Here is a 14,658-nt window from a genome sequence, read left to right on the forward strand (position 1 = left end):
GAACTTACAACGAGAGTGCGTTAATCGCCGGGGATCAGGTGTTGGACCCAGCGATCGACCCCGGGCGACGGTGGGCGCATGCCGCAACCACCACCCCGGCCTCCCTCCCAGCCGCTTTTCACCGTCACCCAGGACGCCCTGGTCATCGCCGACTTCGGCCCCCGTACCCGGAAACCTACGACCGTCGGCCGCCGCCCGCACGGCCCGTACCGCCACCTCTTCGCCGTCCCGGGCGCCCGCGCCTTCACCGCAGGGAACCTGGTCGCCCGGCTCCCCATGGGCATGTTCAGCGTGAGCGCGGTCATCATGATCGCCGGGTCGCGCGGCTCATACGCCCTCGCCGGCGCCGTCACCGCGACCGGGCTCGCCGCGACAGCCGTGGTCGCCCCCTGGACCGCACGGCTCGTCGACCGGTACGGCCAGGCCCGAATCGCCGTACCGGCCACCGCACTTGCGGCCCTCGGCTCCCTCGCCCTGCTGCTCTGCGCGCACTACGGCGCCCCCGACTGGACCCTCTTCGCCGCGTACGCCGCCACCGCCACGACCCCCAACACGGGCGGCATGTCACGCGCCCGCTGGGCCCATCTCCTGAACGGCGACGAGAAGGCCCTGCACACCGCCAACTCCTTCGAACAGGCCGTCGACGAGCTCTGTTTCATGCTCGGCCCGGTCCTCGCGGCCCTCCTTTGCGGGGCGTTGTTCCCCGAGGCGGGCACGCTGGTCGGGGCGGTCCTGATGATGACCGGCGTACTCCTCTTCACCGCCCAACGATCGACCGAGCCGCCCGTCCGGCCCGGCGTCGAAGGGCTTCACCCGCGCGGTACGTCTCCGCTGCGCGCCCCCGGGATGCGCCCGCTGCTCGCCGTGTGCCTGGCCACGGGCGCCGTGTTCGGGTCGATGGAGGTCGTCACGATCGCCTTCGCCGACGAGCGGGGGCACCGGGCGGCTGCCGGTGCCGTACTCGCCCTCCAGGCGGCCGGGTCCTTCGCGGCCGGTCTGCTGTACGGGTCACTGCGGCCCGCCGGGCCCGCCGAGCGGCGGCACCGCTGGTGCCTGGCTGCGATGACTGCGCTGATGGCGCTGCCACTGCTCGCCGCCGCCCTGACCGGCTCGCTCCTCGTCCTCGCGGGCGCGCTGCTCGTGGCCGGGACGGCCACGGCGCCCACCATGATCACGAACATGACCCTGGTCCAGAGCCGCACCCCCGAGGGCCGTCTGAACGAGGGCATGACCCTCGCGGTGACCGGCCTCCTCGGCGGCATCGCCTGCGGTTCGGCGGTCGGCGGGTGGGCCGCGGAACAGGTGTCGGCCACCGCGGGGTTCGGCGTCCCGGTCGCGGCGGCGGCGAGCGCGCTGCTGCTGTCGCTGCTCACGCCCACACTCACGAACCGGGGCTCATTCACCCGTACTTCACGACCGGTAGAACCTGTACGACCGGTACGACCCGTACCGCCCGCGCCACTCGCATGACCCGCAGGCCAATTCGCGCGCACCCCATTGACTCGCCCGGACGTCGCACATACCTTCGCCCGTCGAAGCGCTTCGACTACACGGGTCGAATCAGTTCGACGACCCGGCACAACAGGTGACCGAGATCCATCCGACTCCCCTGGAGGCACTGGATGTTGACGGCGACAAGACGTGGCAGGTTCATGATAACGGCGGCTTCGACCCTGGTCGGGGCCCTGCTGCTGGCCTCCTGCGGCGGCTCGGACAGCGGATCGTCCGACGGGAAGACCCTGCGCCTCTGGCACTACGAGGGCCCGGACAGCGCGATGGGCATTGCCTGGAAGGCGGCGATCAAGGAGTTCGAGGCGACGCATCCGGGTGTCAAAGTGAGGTTCGAGGAGAAGGGCTTCGAACAGATCCAGAAGACCGCCCCGATGGTCCTCAACTCCTCCGACGCGCCCGACCTGATGGAGTACAACAAGGGCAACGCGACGGCCGGGCTGCTCTCTACGCAGGGTCTGCTCACCGATCTGACCGCCGAGGTGACGAAGCGCGGCTGGGACAAGAAGATCGGCGCCGGTGTCCGCACCACCAGCCAGTACGACACCAACGGCGTGATGGGCTCCGGCAGTTGGTACGGCGTGCCCAACTACGCCGAGTACACGATGGTGTTCTACAACAAGGACCTCTTCAAGCAGCACGGGATCGCCGTGCCGACCTCGTTCGACGAACTCACCGCCGCCATGGACAAGTTCGTCGCCGAGGGCATCACCCCGCTGGCGAGCGCGGGCGCCGAGTACCCGGCCCAGCAGTACCTCTACCAACTCGCCCTGTCGAAGGCGGACCGCGCCTGGGTCGACAAGTACGAGCTGTACAAGGGCAAGACGGACTTCCACGACGCGGCCTGGACGTACGGCGCCGAGACCTTCGCCGACTGGGTGAAGAAGGGGTACTTCGGCAAGAACTCCAGCGGTCTGAAGGCGGAGGACGCCGGGGTCTCCTTCATCCAGGGCAAGAGCCCGATCCTGTTCTCCGGCAGCTGGTGGTACGGCCGCTTCAGGAGCGAGGCGAAGTTCGACTGGGGCACCTTCCTGTGGCCCGGCAGCAGTCTCTCTCCCGGCTCCGGCGGCAACCTGTGGGTCGTCCCCAAGGGCGCCGGGAACAAGGAGCTCGCCTACGACTTCATCGACATCACCATGTCGAAGAAGATCCAGAACCTGCTGGGCAACAAGGGCGGGGTCCCGGTGGCCGCCGACCCGGCCGCCATCACCGACCCGCAGGCCAAGTCGCTCATCGCCGACTTCAACACCCTCTCCGGCAGGGACGGACTCGCCTTCTACCCCGACTGGCCGGTCCCCGGCTTCTACGACGTCCTCGTCTCCGAGACCCAGAAGCTGATCACGGGCAGCGCGAAACCGGACGCGGTCCTCGACTCGTTGCAGGAGGCGTACGACAAGGGCGTACCGAAGACATGACAGTCACCGTCGAACGGACCGGCGGACGGGGCGGCGGCGGGCGCGGTGGCGGACTGGGCCGGTTCGCCAACGGCGCGCGACAGCAAGGGAGTTCGCGTCGCCGCACGGACTCGTACACCCTCTTTCTCCTCCCCGGAGCGGTCGCCTTCCTCGCCGTGATCGTCGTGCCGTTCCTGATGAACACCGGGGTGAGCTTCACCGACTGGCGGGGTGTGGGCACCCCGGAGTGGTCGGGGCTCGCCAACTACCGGGCGCTGCTGGACGATTCGGAGTTCTGGGCGTCGTTCCGGCACAGCCTGTTCATGGTGGTGGCGATGGCGGCCGTGCCCACCGCGGTCGGACTCGTCCTGGCCGCCGCCCTGTTCGACTACGTCGGCAAGCACTTCGGAAGCCGCTGGGCGGCCGTGCTCCGCGCCTGCTTCTATCTCCCGCAGGTGCTGCCGATCGCGGTCGCCGGCATCGTCTGGAGCTGGATCCTCGCGCCCGAGAACGGCTCGCTGAACGAGGTGCTGAAAGCCGTCGGGCTCGGCTCCTGGCAGCAGGACTGGCTCGGCGACCCGGACATCGCGCTCTACAGCGTGATGGGCGTGATGGTCTGGGTGCAGCTCGGCTTCCCGCTGGTCGTCTTCATGGCGGGCCTGCAACGCGTCGACCCCCAGCTCTACGAGGCCGCCGAACTGGACGGCGCCGGCTGGTGGCGCCGCTTCCGGCACATCACGGTGCCGCAGATCCGCCCCGAGATCTTCGTCGTCCTCACCTGGTGCACGATCGCCGCGCTGAAGGTGTTCGGCGCGGTGTACGTCCTGACGAAGGGCGGTCCGGGCGGCGCGACCAACGTCCCGTCGTACTTCTCCTTCACCACGTTCTTCGAGAAGACCCAGGTCGGCTACGGCGCCGCCGTCTCCACCGTCCTGACAGTGATCATCCTCGCCGTCTCGCTCATCGGCCTGAAGCTCCAGACCCGGGCCGAGGACGCCGAGGACGCTCCGACAGGGGGACGGGCATGACGACAGCCCTGCGCCGCTACCGCCGCCACCCGGTGCTCATCGCCCTCGTCCTCGCCGCCATGTTCATGGTCGTGCCGTTCCTGATCGTCGCCGTCAACGCCGTGAAGTCGCCCGCCGAGTACTCCGCGAACGGCCCGCTGAGCCTCCCCGAGGGCATCTACCTCGACGGGATCAAGGACTTCTGGGAACGGGTCGACTTCGGGCAGAAACTCGTCAACTCGGCACTGATCAGCGGGTCGGTGGCGATCCTGGCGGTCGTCCTGTCCGTGCTGAACGCGTACGCGATCGGCATCGGCCGGATCAGGGGCCGCACGTGGGTGCTTGCCTTCTTCGTCCTCGCCAACATGCTGCCGCAGGAGGCACTGGTCTACCCGGTGTACTACCTGAGCAAGGAGGCAGGGCTCTACGACACTCGCCTGAGCGTGATCATCGTCTTCACCGTCATCCAGGCGGCCTTCGGTACGTATCTCCTCTCCTCGGTGCTGGGCCAGTTCCCCCGGGAGATCATCGAGGCCGCGCGGATCGACGGCGCGAACAAGTGGCAGGTGCTGTGGCGGATCGTCGTCCCGGTCAGCCGCCCCACCCTCGGTGTGCTCCTCGTCTTCTTCTTCATCTGGACCTGGAACGAGTTCCTGCTCCCCCTGGTGATGCTGATCTCCAACGACAACCAGACGGTGTCGGTGGCCCTCGGCGTCCTCCAGGGCCAGCGCCTGATGGACGCCACGATGACCAACGCGGCTGCTCTGCTCGGGGTGTTGCCCGCCCTCGTCTTCTTCCTCGTCTTCCAGCGAACGCTCACGCGCGGCATCGCCGTGGGTGCCGTCAAGTGAAGGGGTTCCGGCTGTGAAGTTCACCGACGGCTACTGGCTGCTGCGCGAGGGCGTCACCGCCGCCCACCCGGTCGAGGTCCTCGATGTGACGGACGCCGACGGCGTGTTGGAGATCCACGCGCCGACCCAGCCCATCCGCCACCGCGGCGACCTGCTGAAGGGACCGGTCGTGACGATCAGCGCCCACGCTCCGATGCCCGACGTCATCGGCGTCACCTTCACGCACTTCCAGGGCGAGCAGCCGCAGAGCCCCCAGTTCGAGCTGAGAAAGGAGGACTTGACGACACACACCGAGTACGACGAGGAGCACGCGACCCTGACCTCCGGCACCCTCTCCGTCCGGGTCAGCCGCACCAGCCCCTGGCACGTCGACTTCCTCGCCCACGGCCGCGTCCTCACCAGCAGCGGCCCCAAGGGCATGGGCATCATGCGGGACAGGGCAACCGGCGCCCACTATCTGCGCGAGCAGCTGGGGTTGGGGGTGGGGACGAGCGTGTACGGCCTCGGTGAACGCTTCGGCCCGCTGGTCAAGAACGGCCAGGTCGTCGACATGTGGAACGCCGACGGCGGCACGGCGACCGAACAGGCCTACAAGAACGTCCCGTTCTACCTCACGGACGCGGGCTACGGAGTCTTCGTCGACCACCCCGGCCGGGTCTCCTTCGAGGTCGCCTCGGAGGCGGTGTCCAGGGTCCAGTTCAGCGCCGAGACACAGCAGTTGACGTACTACGTCATCCACGGCCCGACCCCCAAGGACATCCTCCGCAAGTACACGGCCCTGACCGGCCGCCCGGCACTTCCGCCACCGTGGTCGTTCGGCCTGTGGCTGTCGACGTCCTTCACCACCTCCTACGACGAGGAGACGGTGACGTCGTTCATCGAGGGCATGCAGGAGCGCGAACTCCCCCTCTCCGTCTTCCACTTCGACTGCTTCTGGATGCGCGAGTTCAACTGGTGCGACTTCCAGTGGGACCCGCGGGTGTTCCCCGACCCCGAGGGCATGCTCCAGCGGCTGAAGTCGAAGGGCCTGCACATCAGCGTCTGGATCAACCCGTACATAGCCCAGCGCTCGCCACTCTTCGCGGAGGGCAAGGCACTTGGCCACCTGCTGCGCCGACCGGACGGCAGCATGTGGCAGTGGGACCTGTGGCAACCGGGCATGGCCCTGGTCGACTTCACCAGCCCGGCCGCCCGCGACTGGTACTCCTCGAAGCTGGAGGCGCTGCTCGCCCAGGGCGTCGACTGCTTCAAGACCGACTTCGGTGAACGGGTCCCGCTGGACGTGGAGTTCGCCGACGGCTCGGACCCGGAGCGGATGCACAACTACTACACGTACCTCTACAACAGGACCGTCTTCGACGTGCTGCGCAAGCACCGCGGCGAGGGCGAGGCGGTCGTGTTCGCGCGTTCGGCGACCGCCGGGAGCCAGCAGTTCCCGGTCCACTGGGGCGGCGACTGCGAGGCGACCTACGAGTCGATGGCGGAGTCGCTGCGCGGCGGACTGTCCCTCGGGCTCTCCGGGTTCGGCTACTGGAGCCACGACATCGGCGGCTTCGAGGGCACGCCGAGCCCGGCGCTCTTCAAACGCTGGATCGCCTTCGGCCTCCTCTCCTCCCACAGCCGTCTGCACGGCAGTTCCACCTACCGGGTGCCGTGGCTGTTCGACGAGGAGGCCGTGGACGTACTGCGGCTGTTCACCCGGCTGAAGCTCCGCCTCATGCCATATCTGTACGAGGCCGCCCGCACCGCCCACACCGAGGGCGTCCCGATGATGCGGGCGATGGTCCTGGAGTTCCCGGACGACCCCGGATGCGCCCACCTGGAACGGCAGTTCATGCTCGGCCCGGACCTGCTGGTCGCGCCGGTGTTCAGCGACGAGGGCGAGGTCTCGTACTACGTCCCCGAGGGCGAGTGGACCCACTTCCTCACCGGCCGCACGGTGACCGGCCCCCGCTGGGTACGGGAGCGCCACGGCTTCGACAGCGTGCCGCTGCTGGTGCGCCCCGGGTCGGTGATCCCGGTGGGCGCGGTGGACGACCGCCCCGACTACGTGTACGCCGACGGGGTCACGCTGCACGCGTACGGCCTGGAGCTCGGCGCCCAAGTAACGGTCCCGATAGGCGACTTGACGTTCACGGTCGTCCGCGAGGGCGACACCCTGCGCGCGTCGTGCAGCGATCCGTCGACGCCGTGGGGACTGGCAGCGGGCAGCCGCGAAGTACGGGCGAAGGCGGGCACCGGGTTCCTGACAGTGGAGCTGGGACCGGCCGAACCGAAGTCGGCGGAACAGGGATCGGTGGCGCCGGGGTCGGTCGATTCGGGAGGCGAGTGATGGTGAAGATCACCGATGTGGCACGGCACGCCGGGGTCTCCCCGAGCACGGTGTCGTACGCGTTGAGCGGCAAGCGCCCGATCTCCGAGGAGACCCGGCAGCGCGTCGAACGCTCCATCCACGAACTCGGCTACCGCCCCCACGCGGGCGCCCGGGCCCTGGCGAGCAGCCGCTCCAACGTCCTGGCGCTGGTGATCCCGTTGCGAACCGGCATCCACGTCCCGGTCGCGATGCAGTTCGCGGTGTCGGTGGTCACGGCAGCGCGCCGCCACGACCACGACGTCCTGCTCCTCACCCAGGAGGAGGGCGAGGCCGGTCTGCGCCGGGTGGCGGACACTGCCCTGGTGGACGCGCTGATCGTGATGGACGTCCAACTCAACGACCCCCGGCTGCCGTTGCTGCGCGCGCTGGACCTGCCGTCGGTCCTGATCGGCTTCCCCTCAGAGCCGGCCGGCCTGACCTGCATCGACCTGGACTTCAAGGCGGCGGGCGAGCTGTGTGTCGAACGGCTCGCGGCCCTGGGACACCGGGTGATCGCCCTGGTCGGCTCACCGCCCGAGGTGTACGTACGCCGGACCGCGTTCGCCCAGCGCGTGGTCCAGGGATTCACGGCGGCGGCGGACCGGGGCGGGCTGTCGTCCTCGGTCCACCCCTGCGAGGCGACACCGGCCGCGGCGAGGGTGGTCGCGGAGCAACTCCTGCGCGAGCACCCGGCGTTGACGGGGGTCGTCGTCCACAACGAAGCGATCCTGGAACCCCTGATCGACGCCTTCGAGCACCTCGGCCTACGGGTCCCCGGCGACCTCTCCGTCACCGCGATCTGCCCGGACGACGTCGCCGAGAACCTGCCCGTACCGGTCACCTCGGTCGCCATACCGTCGGCGGAGGTCGGGACACTGGCCGTGGACCTCCTGATGAAGAAGCTGAACGGCACAGGCCACGCCCCGGAGGCGACACTCCTGCCACCCCACCTGACGGAACGGGCGAGCACGGTGGCACGGGCGGCACCGTGAACCCGTAACCCCGTCAGGCGAGTTGGCTGGTCACGTCAGTGGCCGGTCAGGGGAACTACTCCACCGTCACCGACTTCGCCAGGTTCCGGGGCTGGTCCACCTCGTTGCCCCGAGCCGTGGCCAGCTCACAGGCGAAGACCTGCAACGGCACCGTGGCGACGAGCGGTTGGAGCAGGGTCGGGGTGGCCGGAATGCGGATCAGGTGATCGGCGTACGGCACCACCGTCTCGTCCCCCTCCTCCGCGATGACGATGGTCCGCGCCCCCCGGGCCCTGATCTCCTGGATGTTGGACACGATCTTGTCGTGGAGGACGGACCGTCCACGCGGCGAGGGCACGACCACGACGACCGGCACGTCCTCCTCGATCAACGCGATGGGCCCGTGCTTCAACTCACCGGCGGCAAAGCCCTCGGCGTGCATATAGGCCAGCTCCTTCAGCTTGAGCGCGCCCTCCAGCGCCACCGGATACCCGACATGCCGCCCGAGGAACAGCACCGTGTTCTTGTCGGCGAGCGAACGCGCCAGCTCACGCACGGGCTCCATGGTCTCCAGCACCCGTTCGACCGCACCGGAGATCTCCGCCAGGTCCCGCACGACGGCCCGGATCTCGTCGCCCCACTTCGTGCCGCGCACCTGCCCCAGATACAGGGCGACCAGATAGCAGGCCACCAGTTGCGTGAGGAACGCCTTGGTCGACGCGACGGCGACCTCGGGCCCCGCGTGCGTGTACAGCACGGCGTCCGACTCGCGCGGGATCGTCGAACCGTTGGTGTTGCAGATGGCCAGCACCTTGGCACCCTGCTCGCGGGCGTGCCGCAGCGCCATCAGGGTGTCCATGGTCTCGCCGGACTGGGAGATGGCGATGACCAGGGTCCGCGAGTCGAGAATGGGATCCCGGTACCGGAACTCGCTCGCCAGTTCCACCTCGCACGGAATGCGCGTCCAGTGCTCGATGGCGTACTTGGCGATCAGCCCGGCGTGGAAGGCCGTACCGCAGGCGACGACGACGACCTTCTCGACCTCCCGCAGCGCACTCGCGGGAATCCGCACCTCGTCGAGCGTCAGTGAGCCTGCCGCGTCGATACGCCCGAGCAGTGTGTCGGCGACAGCCTTGGGCTGCTCGGCGATCTCCTTGAGCATGAAGTAGTCATAGCCCCCCTTCTCCGCGGCCGACACGTCCCAGTCGACGTGATACGACCGCGCGTCCCCCGGACCACCGTCGAAGCCCGTCACCGTGACCCCGTCCCGGCGCAGCTCCACGACCTGGTCCTGGCCCAGCTCGATGGCCGACCGCGTGTGGGCGATGAACGCGGCGACGTCCGAGGCGAGAAAGGCCTCGCCCTCTCCGACGCCCACCACGAGCGGCGAGTTCCGCCGCGCCCCGACCACCACGTCGGGCTCGTCGGCATGCACCGCGACCAGCGTGAACGCACCCTCAAGCCGCCTGCACACGAGCCGCATGGCCTCGGCCAGATCCGCGCAGGAGGAGAACTCCTCGGCGAGCAGATGGGCGACGACCTCGGTGTCTGTCTCGGAGGAGAGTTCGTGCCCCCGCTCGGCCAACTCCGCCCGCAGACAGGCGAAGTTCTCGATGATCCCGTTGTGGACGACGGCGACGCGCCCGGCGTTGTCGAGATGCGGGTGGGCGTTGGCGTCGGTCGGCCCGCCGTGGGTGGCCCACCGGGTGTGCCCGATGCCCGTGCCCCCTGCCGGCAGTGGCCGTTCGACGAGTTCCTTCTCCAGGTTGACGAGCTTCCCGGCCTTCTTGGCACCGGCCAGCCCGCCATCGGCCAGGACAGCCACCCCGGCCGAGTCGTACCCCCGGTACTCCAGCCGCTTCAGCCCGGCCATCACGACATCGAGAGCCGACTGCGACCCCACGTAACCCACGATTCCGCACATGCTGCGCAGCCTACGATCGAACACGCACCACACCTGGGCACCGCGTGCCCGATATCGGAAATTCCCGCCGGGAGCACGAAGCCCCCGACGGGAACGGGTCCGAGATGGGGATACTCAGCCGAGCTTGGCCAGCTGCGCGTCGACGAGCTCCGTGGGGAAGGTGAAGTCCTTGCCGGTGGAGGCCGCGGCGAAGTTGATGGCGGGGATGTAGACGACGGTGGCGCCCTTGCGGACGACCACACTCTTCATCGGCGCCTTCACGCCCTCGGCGTCCACGCTCACCGTCAGGGCGAGCGCCTCGTCGGCTCCCTCGGGCGCCGTGGTGGTCGCCACCTTCGCGGCGTCGGTCTTCGTGCCGGCCACGGTGTAGGCGAACCCACCGGCACACTTCGTGGCGGCCGTGTTGAGGTCCTTCATCGCCTGCTCGGCGCCGCCATCCTCGTAGGAGGCCAGCGTGATGAGGGCCTGCTCGAGGTCGAGGGCGGCGAGGAACTGGTCCTCGTCGCTCGCCCCGGCGGCGGGCTTCTTGGCGTCGCCCTTCCAGGCCCGCTTCACCACGGCCGCCGGCTTGCCGACGTAGGTGCCGGACTGGAGGAACGTGAGCGGCGCGCACGCCGCGTCCGTCGACGACACCTTGTCCTGGGCGATGTCGTCCTTGGCCGGCACCTTCTCGGTGAGGGTCCCGCTCTTGACGTCGGCCTGCACGAGGGCGGCCTTCGCCAACTCGGCGGCGGTGAGGGCCTTGGCGGCGGTCTTTCCCTCGCCGGCCTTGTCGCCACCGCCGGGGGTTTCGGCTGTGTCGGAGGAGCTACCGCAGGCGGTGCCGAGAAGGGCGAGCGCGGCGACGGAGGCGGTGAGTGCGGTACGGCGAACGACGGTGTTCCTCAAGGGGGAAAGCTCTTTCTCTTCGGGCTCTTTGGATCTTCGTGATACCTGCTTTGCACGCACTTTACGTACGGACCCCATGGGAAGATTCTCGAACCCGCATTCGACACTGACTCGTGACATGACGTGCCGCGCCGTGTAGTGCCGTGCAGTGACGTGCCGCGCCGTGCCCCCGGCGTGACGCACTCCACCCCTCTCCACCCCCCACCCCGTCCACACTCCCGTAACAATGGACTGTGATCTCTCCGGTCTCCTCGATGCCCCGGAGCGCCCACCGGCAGCGGCCGGAGGCGACTCCCTACGTCGACCTCACCCGCGCCGAGTGGAGCGCGCTGCGCGACAAGACGCCTCTCCCCCTCACGGCCGAGGAGGTGGAGAAGCTGCGCGGTCTGGGCGATGTCATCGACCTGGACGAGGTGCGGGACATCTACCTCCCGCTCTCCCGCCTCCTCAACCTCTACATCGGCGCCACGGACGGGCTGAGAGGCGCCCTGAACACCTTCCTGGGTGAACAGGGCGCCCAGACCGGCACCCCGTTCGTCATAGGCGTCGCGGGATCGGTAGCCGTAGGCAAATCAACCGTCGCCCGTCTCCTCCAGGCACTGCTCTCACGCTGGCCCGAACACCCGCGCGTAGAACTGGTGACCACGGACGGCTTCCTGCTCCCCACCGAGGAGCTGACGTCCCGTGGCCTGATGTCACGCAAGGGCTTCCCCGAGTCGTACGACCGCCGGGCCCTCACCCGCTTCGTCGCGGACATCAAGGCCGGGAAGGACGAGGTCACGGCCCCCGTCTACTCCCACCTCATCTACGACATCGTCCCCGACAAGAAGCTCACGGTCCGCCGCCCCGACATCCTGATCGTCGAGGGCCTGAACGTCCTCCAGCCCGCCCTCCCCGGCAGCGACGGCCGCACCCGCGTCGGCCTCGCCGACTACTTCGACTTCAGCGTGTACGTCGACGCCCGCCCCGAGGACATCGAGCGCTGGTACCTCAACCGCTTCCGCCGGCTGCGCGAGACGGCGTTCCAGAACCCGTCCTCGTACTTCCGCAAGTACACGCAGGTGTCGGAGGAGGAGGCCCTGGACTACGCCCGCACCACCTGGCGCACCATCAACAAGGTGAACCTCCTGGAGAACGTGGCTCCCACCCGGGGCCGCGCCACCCTCATCATCCGCAAGGGCCCGGACCACAAGGTGCAACGACTCAGCCTGCGCAAGCTGTAGCCCCGCCACAACCTGCGCCGCACATGGCCCGGTTACCCTGCCCCCATGCTCCACCTACGCCTCATCACCCCGGCCGACAGAACCGACGACGTGGTCCGCCTGATCGAGAAGACGGTCGGCACCACCCACCTCGTCGTCCTCCCCGGCGCCGCCCGCAACCCCGCCGGGGACGTCGTGATGTGTGACGTGGCACGGGAAGCGGGCGACGAACTCATCGCCGGTCTAAGGGAGTTGGACCTCGACACGACCGGTTCGATCGCCGTGGAGAACATCGACCTGTCGCTCTCCAAGCGCGCCGACAAGGCGGAGAAGGAGGCGCCGGGCGAGGGTGCGGACGCGGTTCTGTGGGAGCACCTCGCGGACGCGACGCACGAGGAGTCGACACTGTCGATCACGTACGTCGCCTTCATCACGCTCGCCACGATGATCGCGGCCTGCGGCGTGGTCCTCGACAACGCGATCCTGATCGTCGGCGCGATGGCGGTCGGCCCGGAGTTCGGCCCCCTGGCCGGCCTGAGCACAGCCCTCGTCCAACGCCGCCCGAGACTGGCGGCCCGCTCACTGATCGCCCTGCTGGTGGGCTTCGCGGCGGCGATGCTGGTGACGGTCGGCTTCAGCCAATTCATGGACGCCGTCGGCCTGTTCACCGAGGCGAAACTGGAGGCGGACCGCCCCAACACCGGCTTTGTCTACGCCTACGACTGGTTCTCGTTCGTCGTGGCGGTCCTGGCCGGCGTAGCCGGCACCCTTTCCCTGACATCGGCGAAGTCCGGCGCCCTGGTAGGTGTCGCCATCTCCGTGACAACGATCCCGGCCGCCGCGAACGCGGCAGTGGCCCTGAGCTACGGCGACACCAACCAGACCACGGGCTCCACCATCCAGCTCCTCCTGAACCTCCTGGGCATCATCCTGGCCGCCACACTCACACTCCTGGCCCAGAAATGGCTGTGGAGCAGGCAGAGAAAATCACCGCGAGCTGTCTGAGACGCGCCCCCATAGGGGCGCGGGGCTCTGACATTTGCGGCTCCGCCGCGTGGGCGCGACAAGCCACGACGAACCCGCGGCCCACAACGAAACAGATCCCCCACCCCGAACCCGGCACCGCGAACTACCCCAAGGCGGACTTCACGACATCCGCCAACCGCCCAGCCACAGACCGAGCCTGATCAATATCCGCCGCCTCGACCATCACCCGAACCAACGGCTCGGTCCCGGAAGGCCGCAACAACACCCGCCCCGTAGCCCCCAGTTCACGCTCGGCATCAGCAACCGCAGCCGCCAGCTCGGCCGAAGAGCCCACCCGTGTCCGGTCCACATCAGGCACATTCACCAGCACCTGCGGCAACCGCACCATCACCGCAGCGAGATCCTTCAGCGTACGACCGGTCTGCGCGATCCGAGCCGCCAGCAGCAACCCGGTCAGCGTCCCGTCACCGGTGGTCGCGTGGTCCGAGATGATCACGTGCCCTGACTGCTCACCGCCCAGCGCGTACCCGTGCTCCTTCATCTCCTCCAGCACATAACGGTCCCCGACCGCCGTCTGGATCAGAGACAGCCCTTCCCGCTCCATCGCCAGCTTGAAGCCCAGGTTGGACATCACCGTCGCGACAACGGTGTCGGCACGCAGTACGCCACGCTCCCGCATCGCCAGCGCGAGTACGGCCATGATCTGGTCGCCGTCCACCTCCTCGCCGGTGTGGTCGACAGCGAGGCAGCGGTCGGCGTCACCGTCGTGGGCGATGCCGAGGTCGGCGCCGTGTTCGAGTACGGCGGCCTGGAGCTTGCCGAGGTGGGTGGAGCCGCAGCCGTCGTTGATGTTGAGGCCGTCCGGCTCCGCGCCGATGGTGACGATCTCGGCGCCGGCCCGGGTGAACGCCTCGGGCGAGACCAGGCTGGCAGCGCCGTGCGCCTCGTCCAGCACGACCTTCAGACCGTCCAGCCGGTTCGGAAGCACCCCGACGAGATGGGTGACGTACTGCTCGAAGCCCTCGTCGTACGACCGCACCCGGCCCACACCGCCGCCCGTCGGACGGTCCCAGGGAGCGCCGGTGCGGTGCTCCTCGTACACCGCCTCGATCCGCTCCTCCAGCTCGTCGTCGAGTTTGTGGCCGCCCCGGGCCAGGAACTTGACGCCGTTGTCCGGCATGGCGTTGTGGCTGGCCGAGAGCATCACGCCGAGGTCGGCTTCCAGCTCGGCGGTGAGGAAGGCGACCGCCGGGGTGGGCAGCACGCCGACCAGCAGGACGTCGACGCCCGCGCTGGCGAGGCCCGCGACCACGGCGGCCTCCAGGAACTCCCCTGACGCACGTGGGTCCCGTCCGACCACGGCGACCGGCCGGTGGCCCTCGAACGAACCCGCCTCGCCGAGTACATGGGCCGCCGCGACGGACAGGCCGAGAGCCAGCTCGGCCGTCAGGTCCACATTGGCGACACCGCGCACGCCGTCCGTGCCGAAGAGTCGTCCCACTGGTGTCCTCCGAAGATGCTGGAATGTGCGCACTGTACGTACGTACGGCTCATGCGCTGAGGTGCCTGGTT

The 14,658-nt window shown here is 68.9% G+C and carries 11 protein-coding genes; 8 read left to right on the forward strand and 3 right to left on the reverse strand.

Annotated elements, in window-relative coordinates:
- Positions 1–78: 78 nt before the first annotated feature.
- From G3I56_RS03675 to G3I56_RS03700, 6 genes are all read left to right on the forward strand, one after another.
- Positions 79–1,470 carry an MFS transporter gene (locus tag G3I56_RS03675; protein WP_164407084.1) on the forward strand — a complete coding sequence of 464 codons (1,392 nt, stop codon included), beginning with the start codon at positions 79–81 and terminating at the stop codon, positions 1,468–1,470.
- A gap of 152 nt (positions 1,471–1,622) precedes the next feature.
- Positions 1,623–2,924: an extracellular solute-binding protein gene (locus tag G3I56_RS03680; protein WP_203688972.1), complete on the forward strand. Its 1,302-nt coding sequence runs from the start codon at positions 1,623–1,625 to the stop codon at positions 2,922–2,924.
- On the forward strand, positions 2,921–3,931 hold the full coding sequence (locus G3I56_RS03685) for a sugar ABC transporter permease (protein WP_164407086.1): 1,011 nt from the start codon (positions 2,921–2,923) through the stop codon (positions 3,929–3,931). Before G3I56_RS03680 ends, G3I56_RS03685 begins: the two co-directional genes overlap by 4 nt.
- Positions 3,928–4,761 carry a carbohydrate ABC transporter permease gene (locus tag G3I56_RS03690; protein ID WP_164407087.1) on the forward strand — a complete coding sequence of 278 codons (834 nt, stop codon included), beginning with the start codon at positions 3,928–3,930 and terminating at the stop codon, positions 4,759–4,761. Before G3I56_RS03685 ends, G3I56_RS03690 begins: the two co-directional genes overlap by 4 nt.
- A gap of 13 nt (positions 4,762–4,774) precedes the next feature.
- The gene (gene yicI, locus G3I56_RS03695) at positions 4,775–7,093 is read left to right on the forward strand and encodes an alpha-xylosidase (RefSeq protein WP_164407088.1); all 2,319 of its coding nucleotides are present in this window, start codon (positions 4,775–4,777) and stop codon (positions 7,091–7,093) included.
- Positions 7,093–8,106, forward strand: a complete 1,014-nt coding sequence (locus G3I56_RS03700; RefSeq protein WP_164407089.1) for a LacI family DNA-binding transcriptional regulator — start codon at positions 7,093–7,095, stop codon at positions 8,104–8,106. Before yicI ends, G3I56_RS03700 begins: the two co-directional genes overlap by 1 nt.
- 55 nt (positions 8,107–8,161) lie before the next feature.
- Here G3I56_RS03700 and glmS read toward each other — a convergent pair whose 3' ends face one another.
- Positions 8,162–10,009, reverse strand: a complete 1,848-nt coding sequence (gene glmS, locus G3I56_RS03705) for a glutamine--fructose-6-phosphate transaminase (isomerizing) (RefSeq protein ID WP_164407269.1) — start codon at positions 10,007–10,009, stop codon at positions 8,162–8,164.
- A gap of 114 nt (positions 10,010–10,123) precedes the next feature.
- The gene (locus G3I56_RS03710; RefSeq protein ID WP_164407090.1) at positions 10,124–10,897 is read right to left on the reverse strand and encodes a hypothetical protein; all 774 of its coding nucleotides are present in this window, start codon (positions 10,895–10,897) and stop codon (positions 10,124–10,126) included.
- Positions 10,898–11,130: 233 nt separating this feature from the next.
- Between G3I56_RS03710 and coaA the strand changes: the two genes are divergently transcribed.
- Positions 11,131–12,120 carry a type I pantothenate kinase gene (gene coaA, locus G3I56_RS03715; protein WP_164318925.1) on the forward strand — a complete coding sequence of 330 codons (990 nt, stop codon included), beginning with the start codon at positions 11,131–11,133 and terminating at the stop codon, positions 12,118–12,120.
- A gap of 45 nt (positions 12,121–12,165) precedes the next feature.
- Entirely contained in the window at positions 12,166–13,104 is a 939-nt protein-coding gene (locus G3I56_RS03720) for a DUF389 domain-containing protein (protein ID WP_164407091.1), read from the forward strand.
- A 124-nt stretch (positions 13,105–13,228) separates the two neighbouring features.
- On the opposite strand, the gene glmM is transcribed toward G3I56_RS03720, so the two are convergent.
- Complete coding sequence (gene glmM, locus G3I56_RS03725; protein ID WP_164407093.1) at positions 13,229–14,587, reverse strand: phosphoglucosamine mutase; 1,359 nt, start codon at positions 14,585–14,587, stop codon at positions 13,229–13,231.
- Positions 14,588–14,658: the final 71 nt, after the last annotated feature.

Source organism: Streptomyces sp. SID12488 (assembly GCF_010548275.1).
In the GTDB taxonomy this organism is placed as follows: Bacteria; Actinomycetota; Actinomycetes; order Streptomycetales; family Streptomycetaceae; genus Streptomyces.

Bases quoted from the DNA above. Each gene is read 5' to 3' on its own strand.
- G3I56_RS03675 (WP_164407084.1), top strand. From the start codon at position 79: ATGCCGCAACCACCACCCCGGCCTCCCTCCCAGCCGCTTTTCACCGTC.
- G3I56_RS03680 (WP_203688972.1), top strand. From the start codon at position 1,623: ATGTTGACGGCGACAAGACGTGGCAGGTTCATGATAACGGCGGCTTCG.
- G3I56_RS03685 (WP_164407086.1), top strand. From the start codon at position 2,921: ATGACAGTCACCGTCGAACGGACCGGCGGACGGGGCGGCGGCGGGCGC.
- G3I56_RS03690 (WP_164407087.1), top strand. From the start codon at position 3,928: ATGACGACAGCCCTGCGCCGCTACCGCCGCCACCCGGTGCTCATCGCC.
- G3I56_RS03700 (WP_164407089.1), top strand. From the start codon at position 7,093: ATGGTGAAGATCACCGATGTGGCACGGCACGCCGGGGTCTCCCCGAGC.
- glmS (WP_164407269.1), bottom strand. From the start codon at position 10,009: ATGTGCGGAATCGTGGGTTACGTGGGGTCGCAGTCGGCTCTCGATGTC.
- G3I56_RS03720 (WP_164407091.1), top strand. From the start codon at position 12,166: ATGCTCCACCTACGCCTCATCACCCCGGCCGACAGAACCGACGACGTG.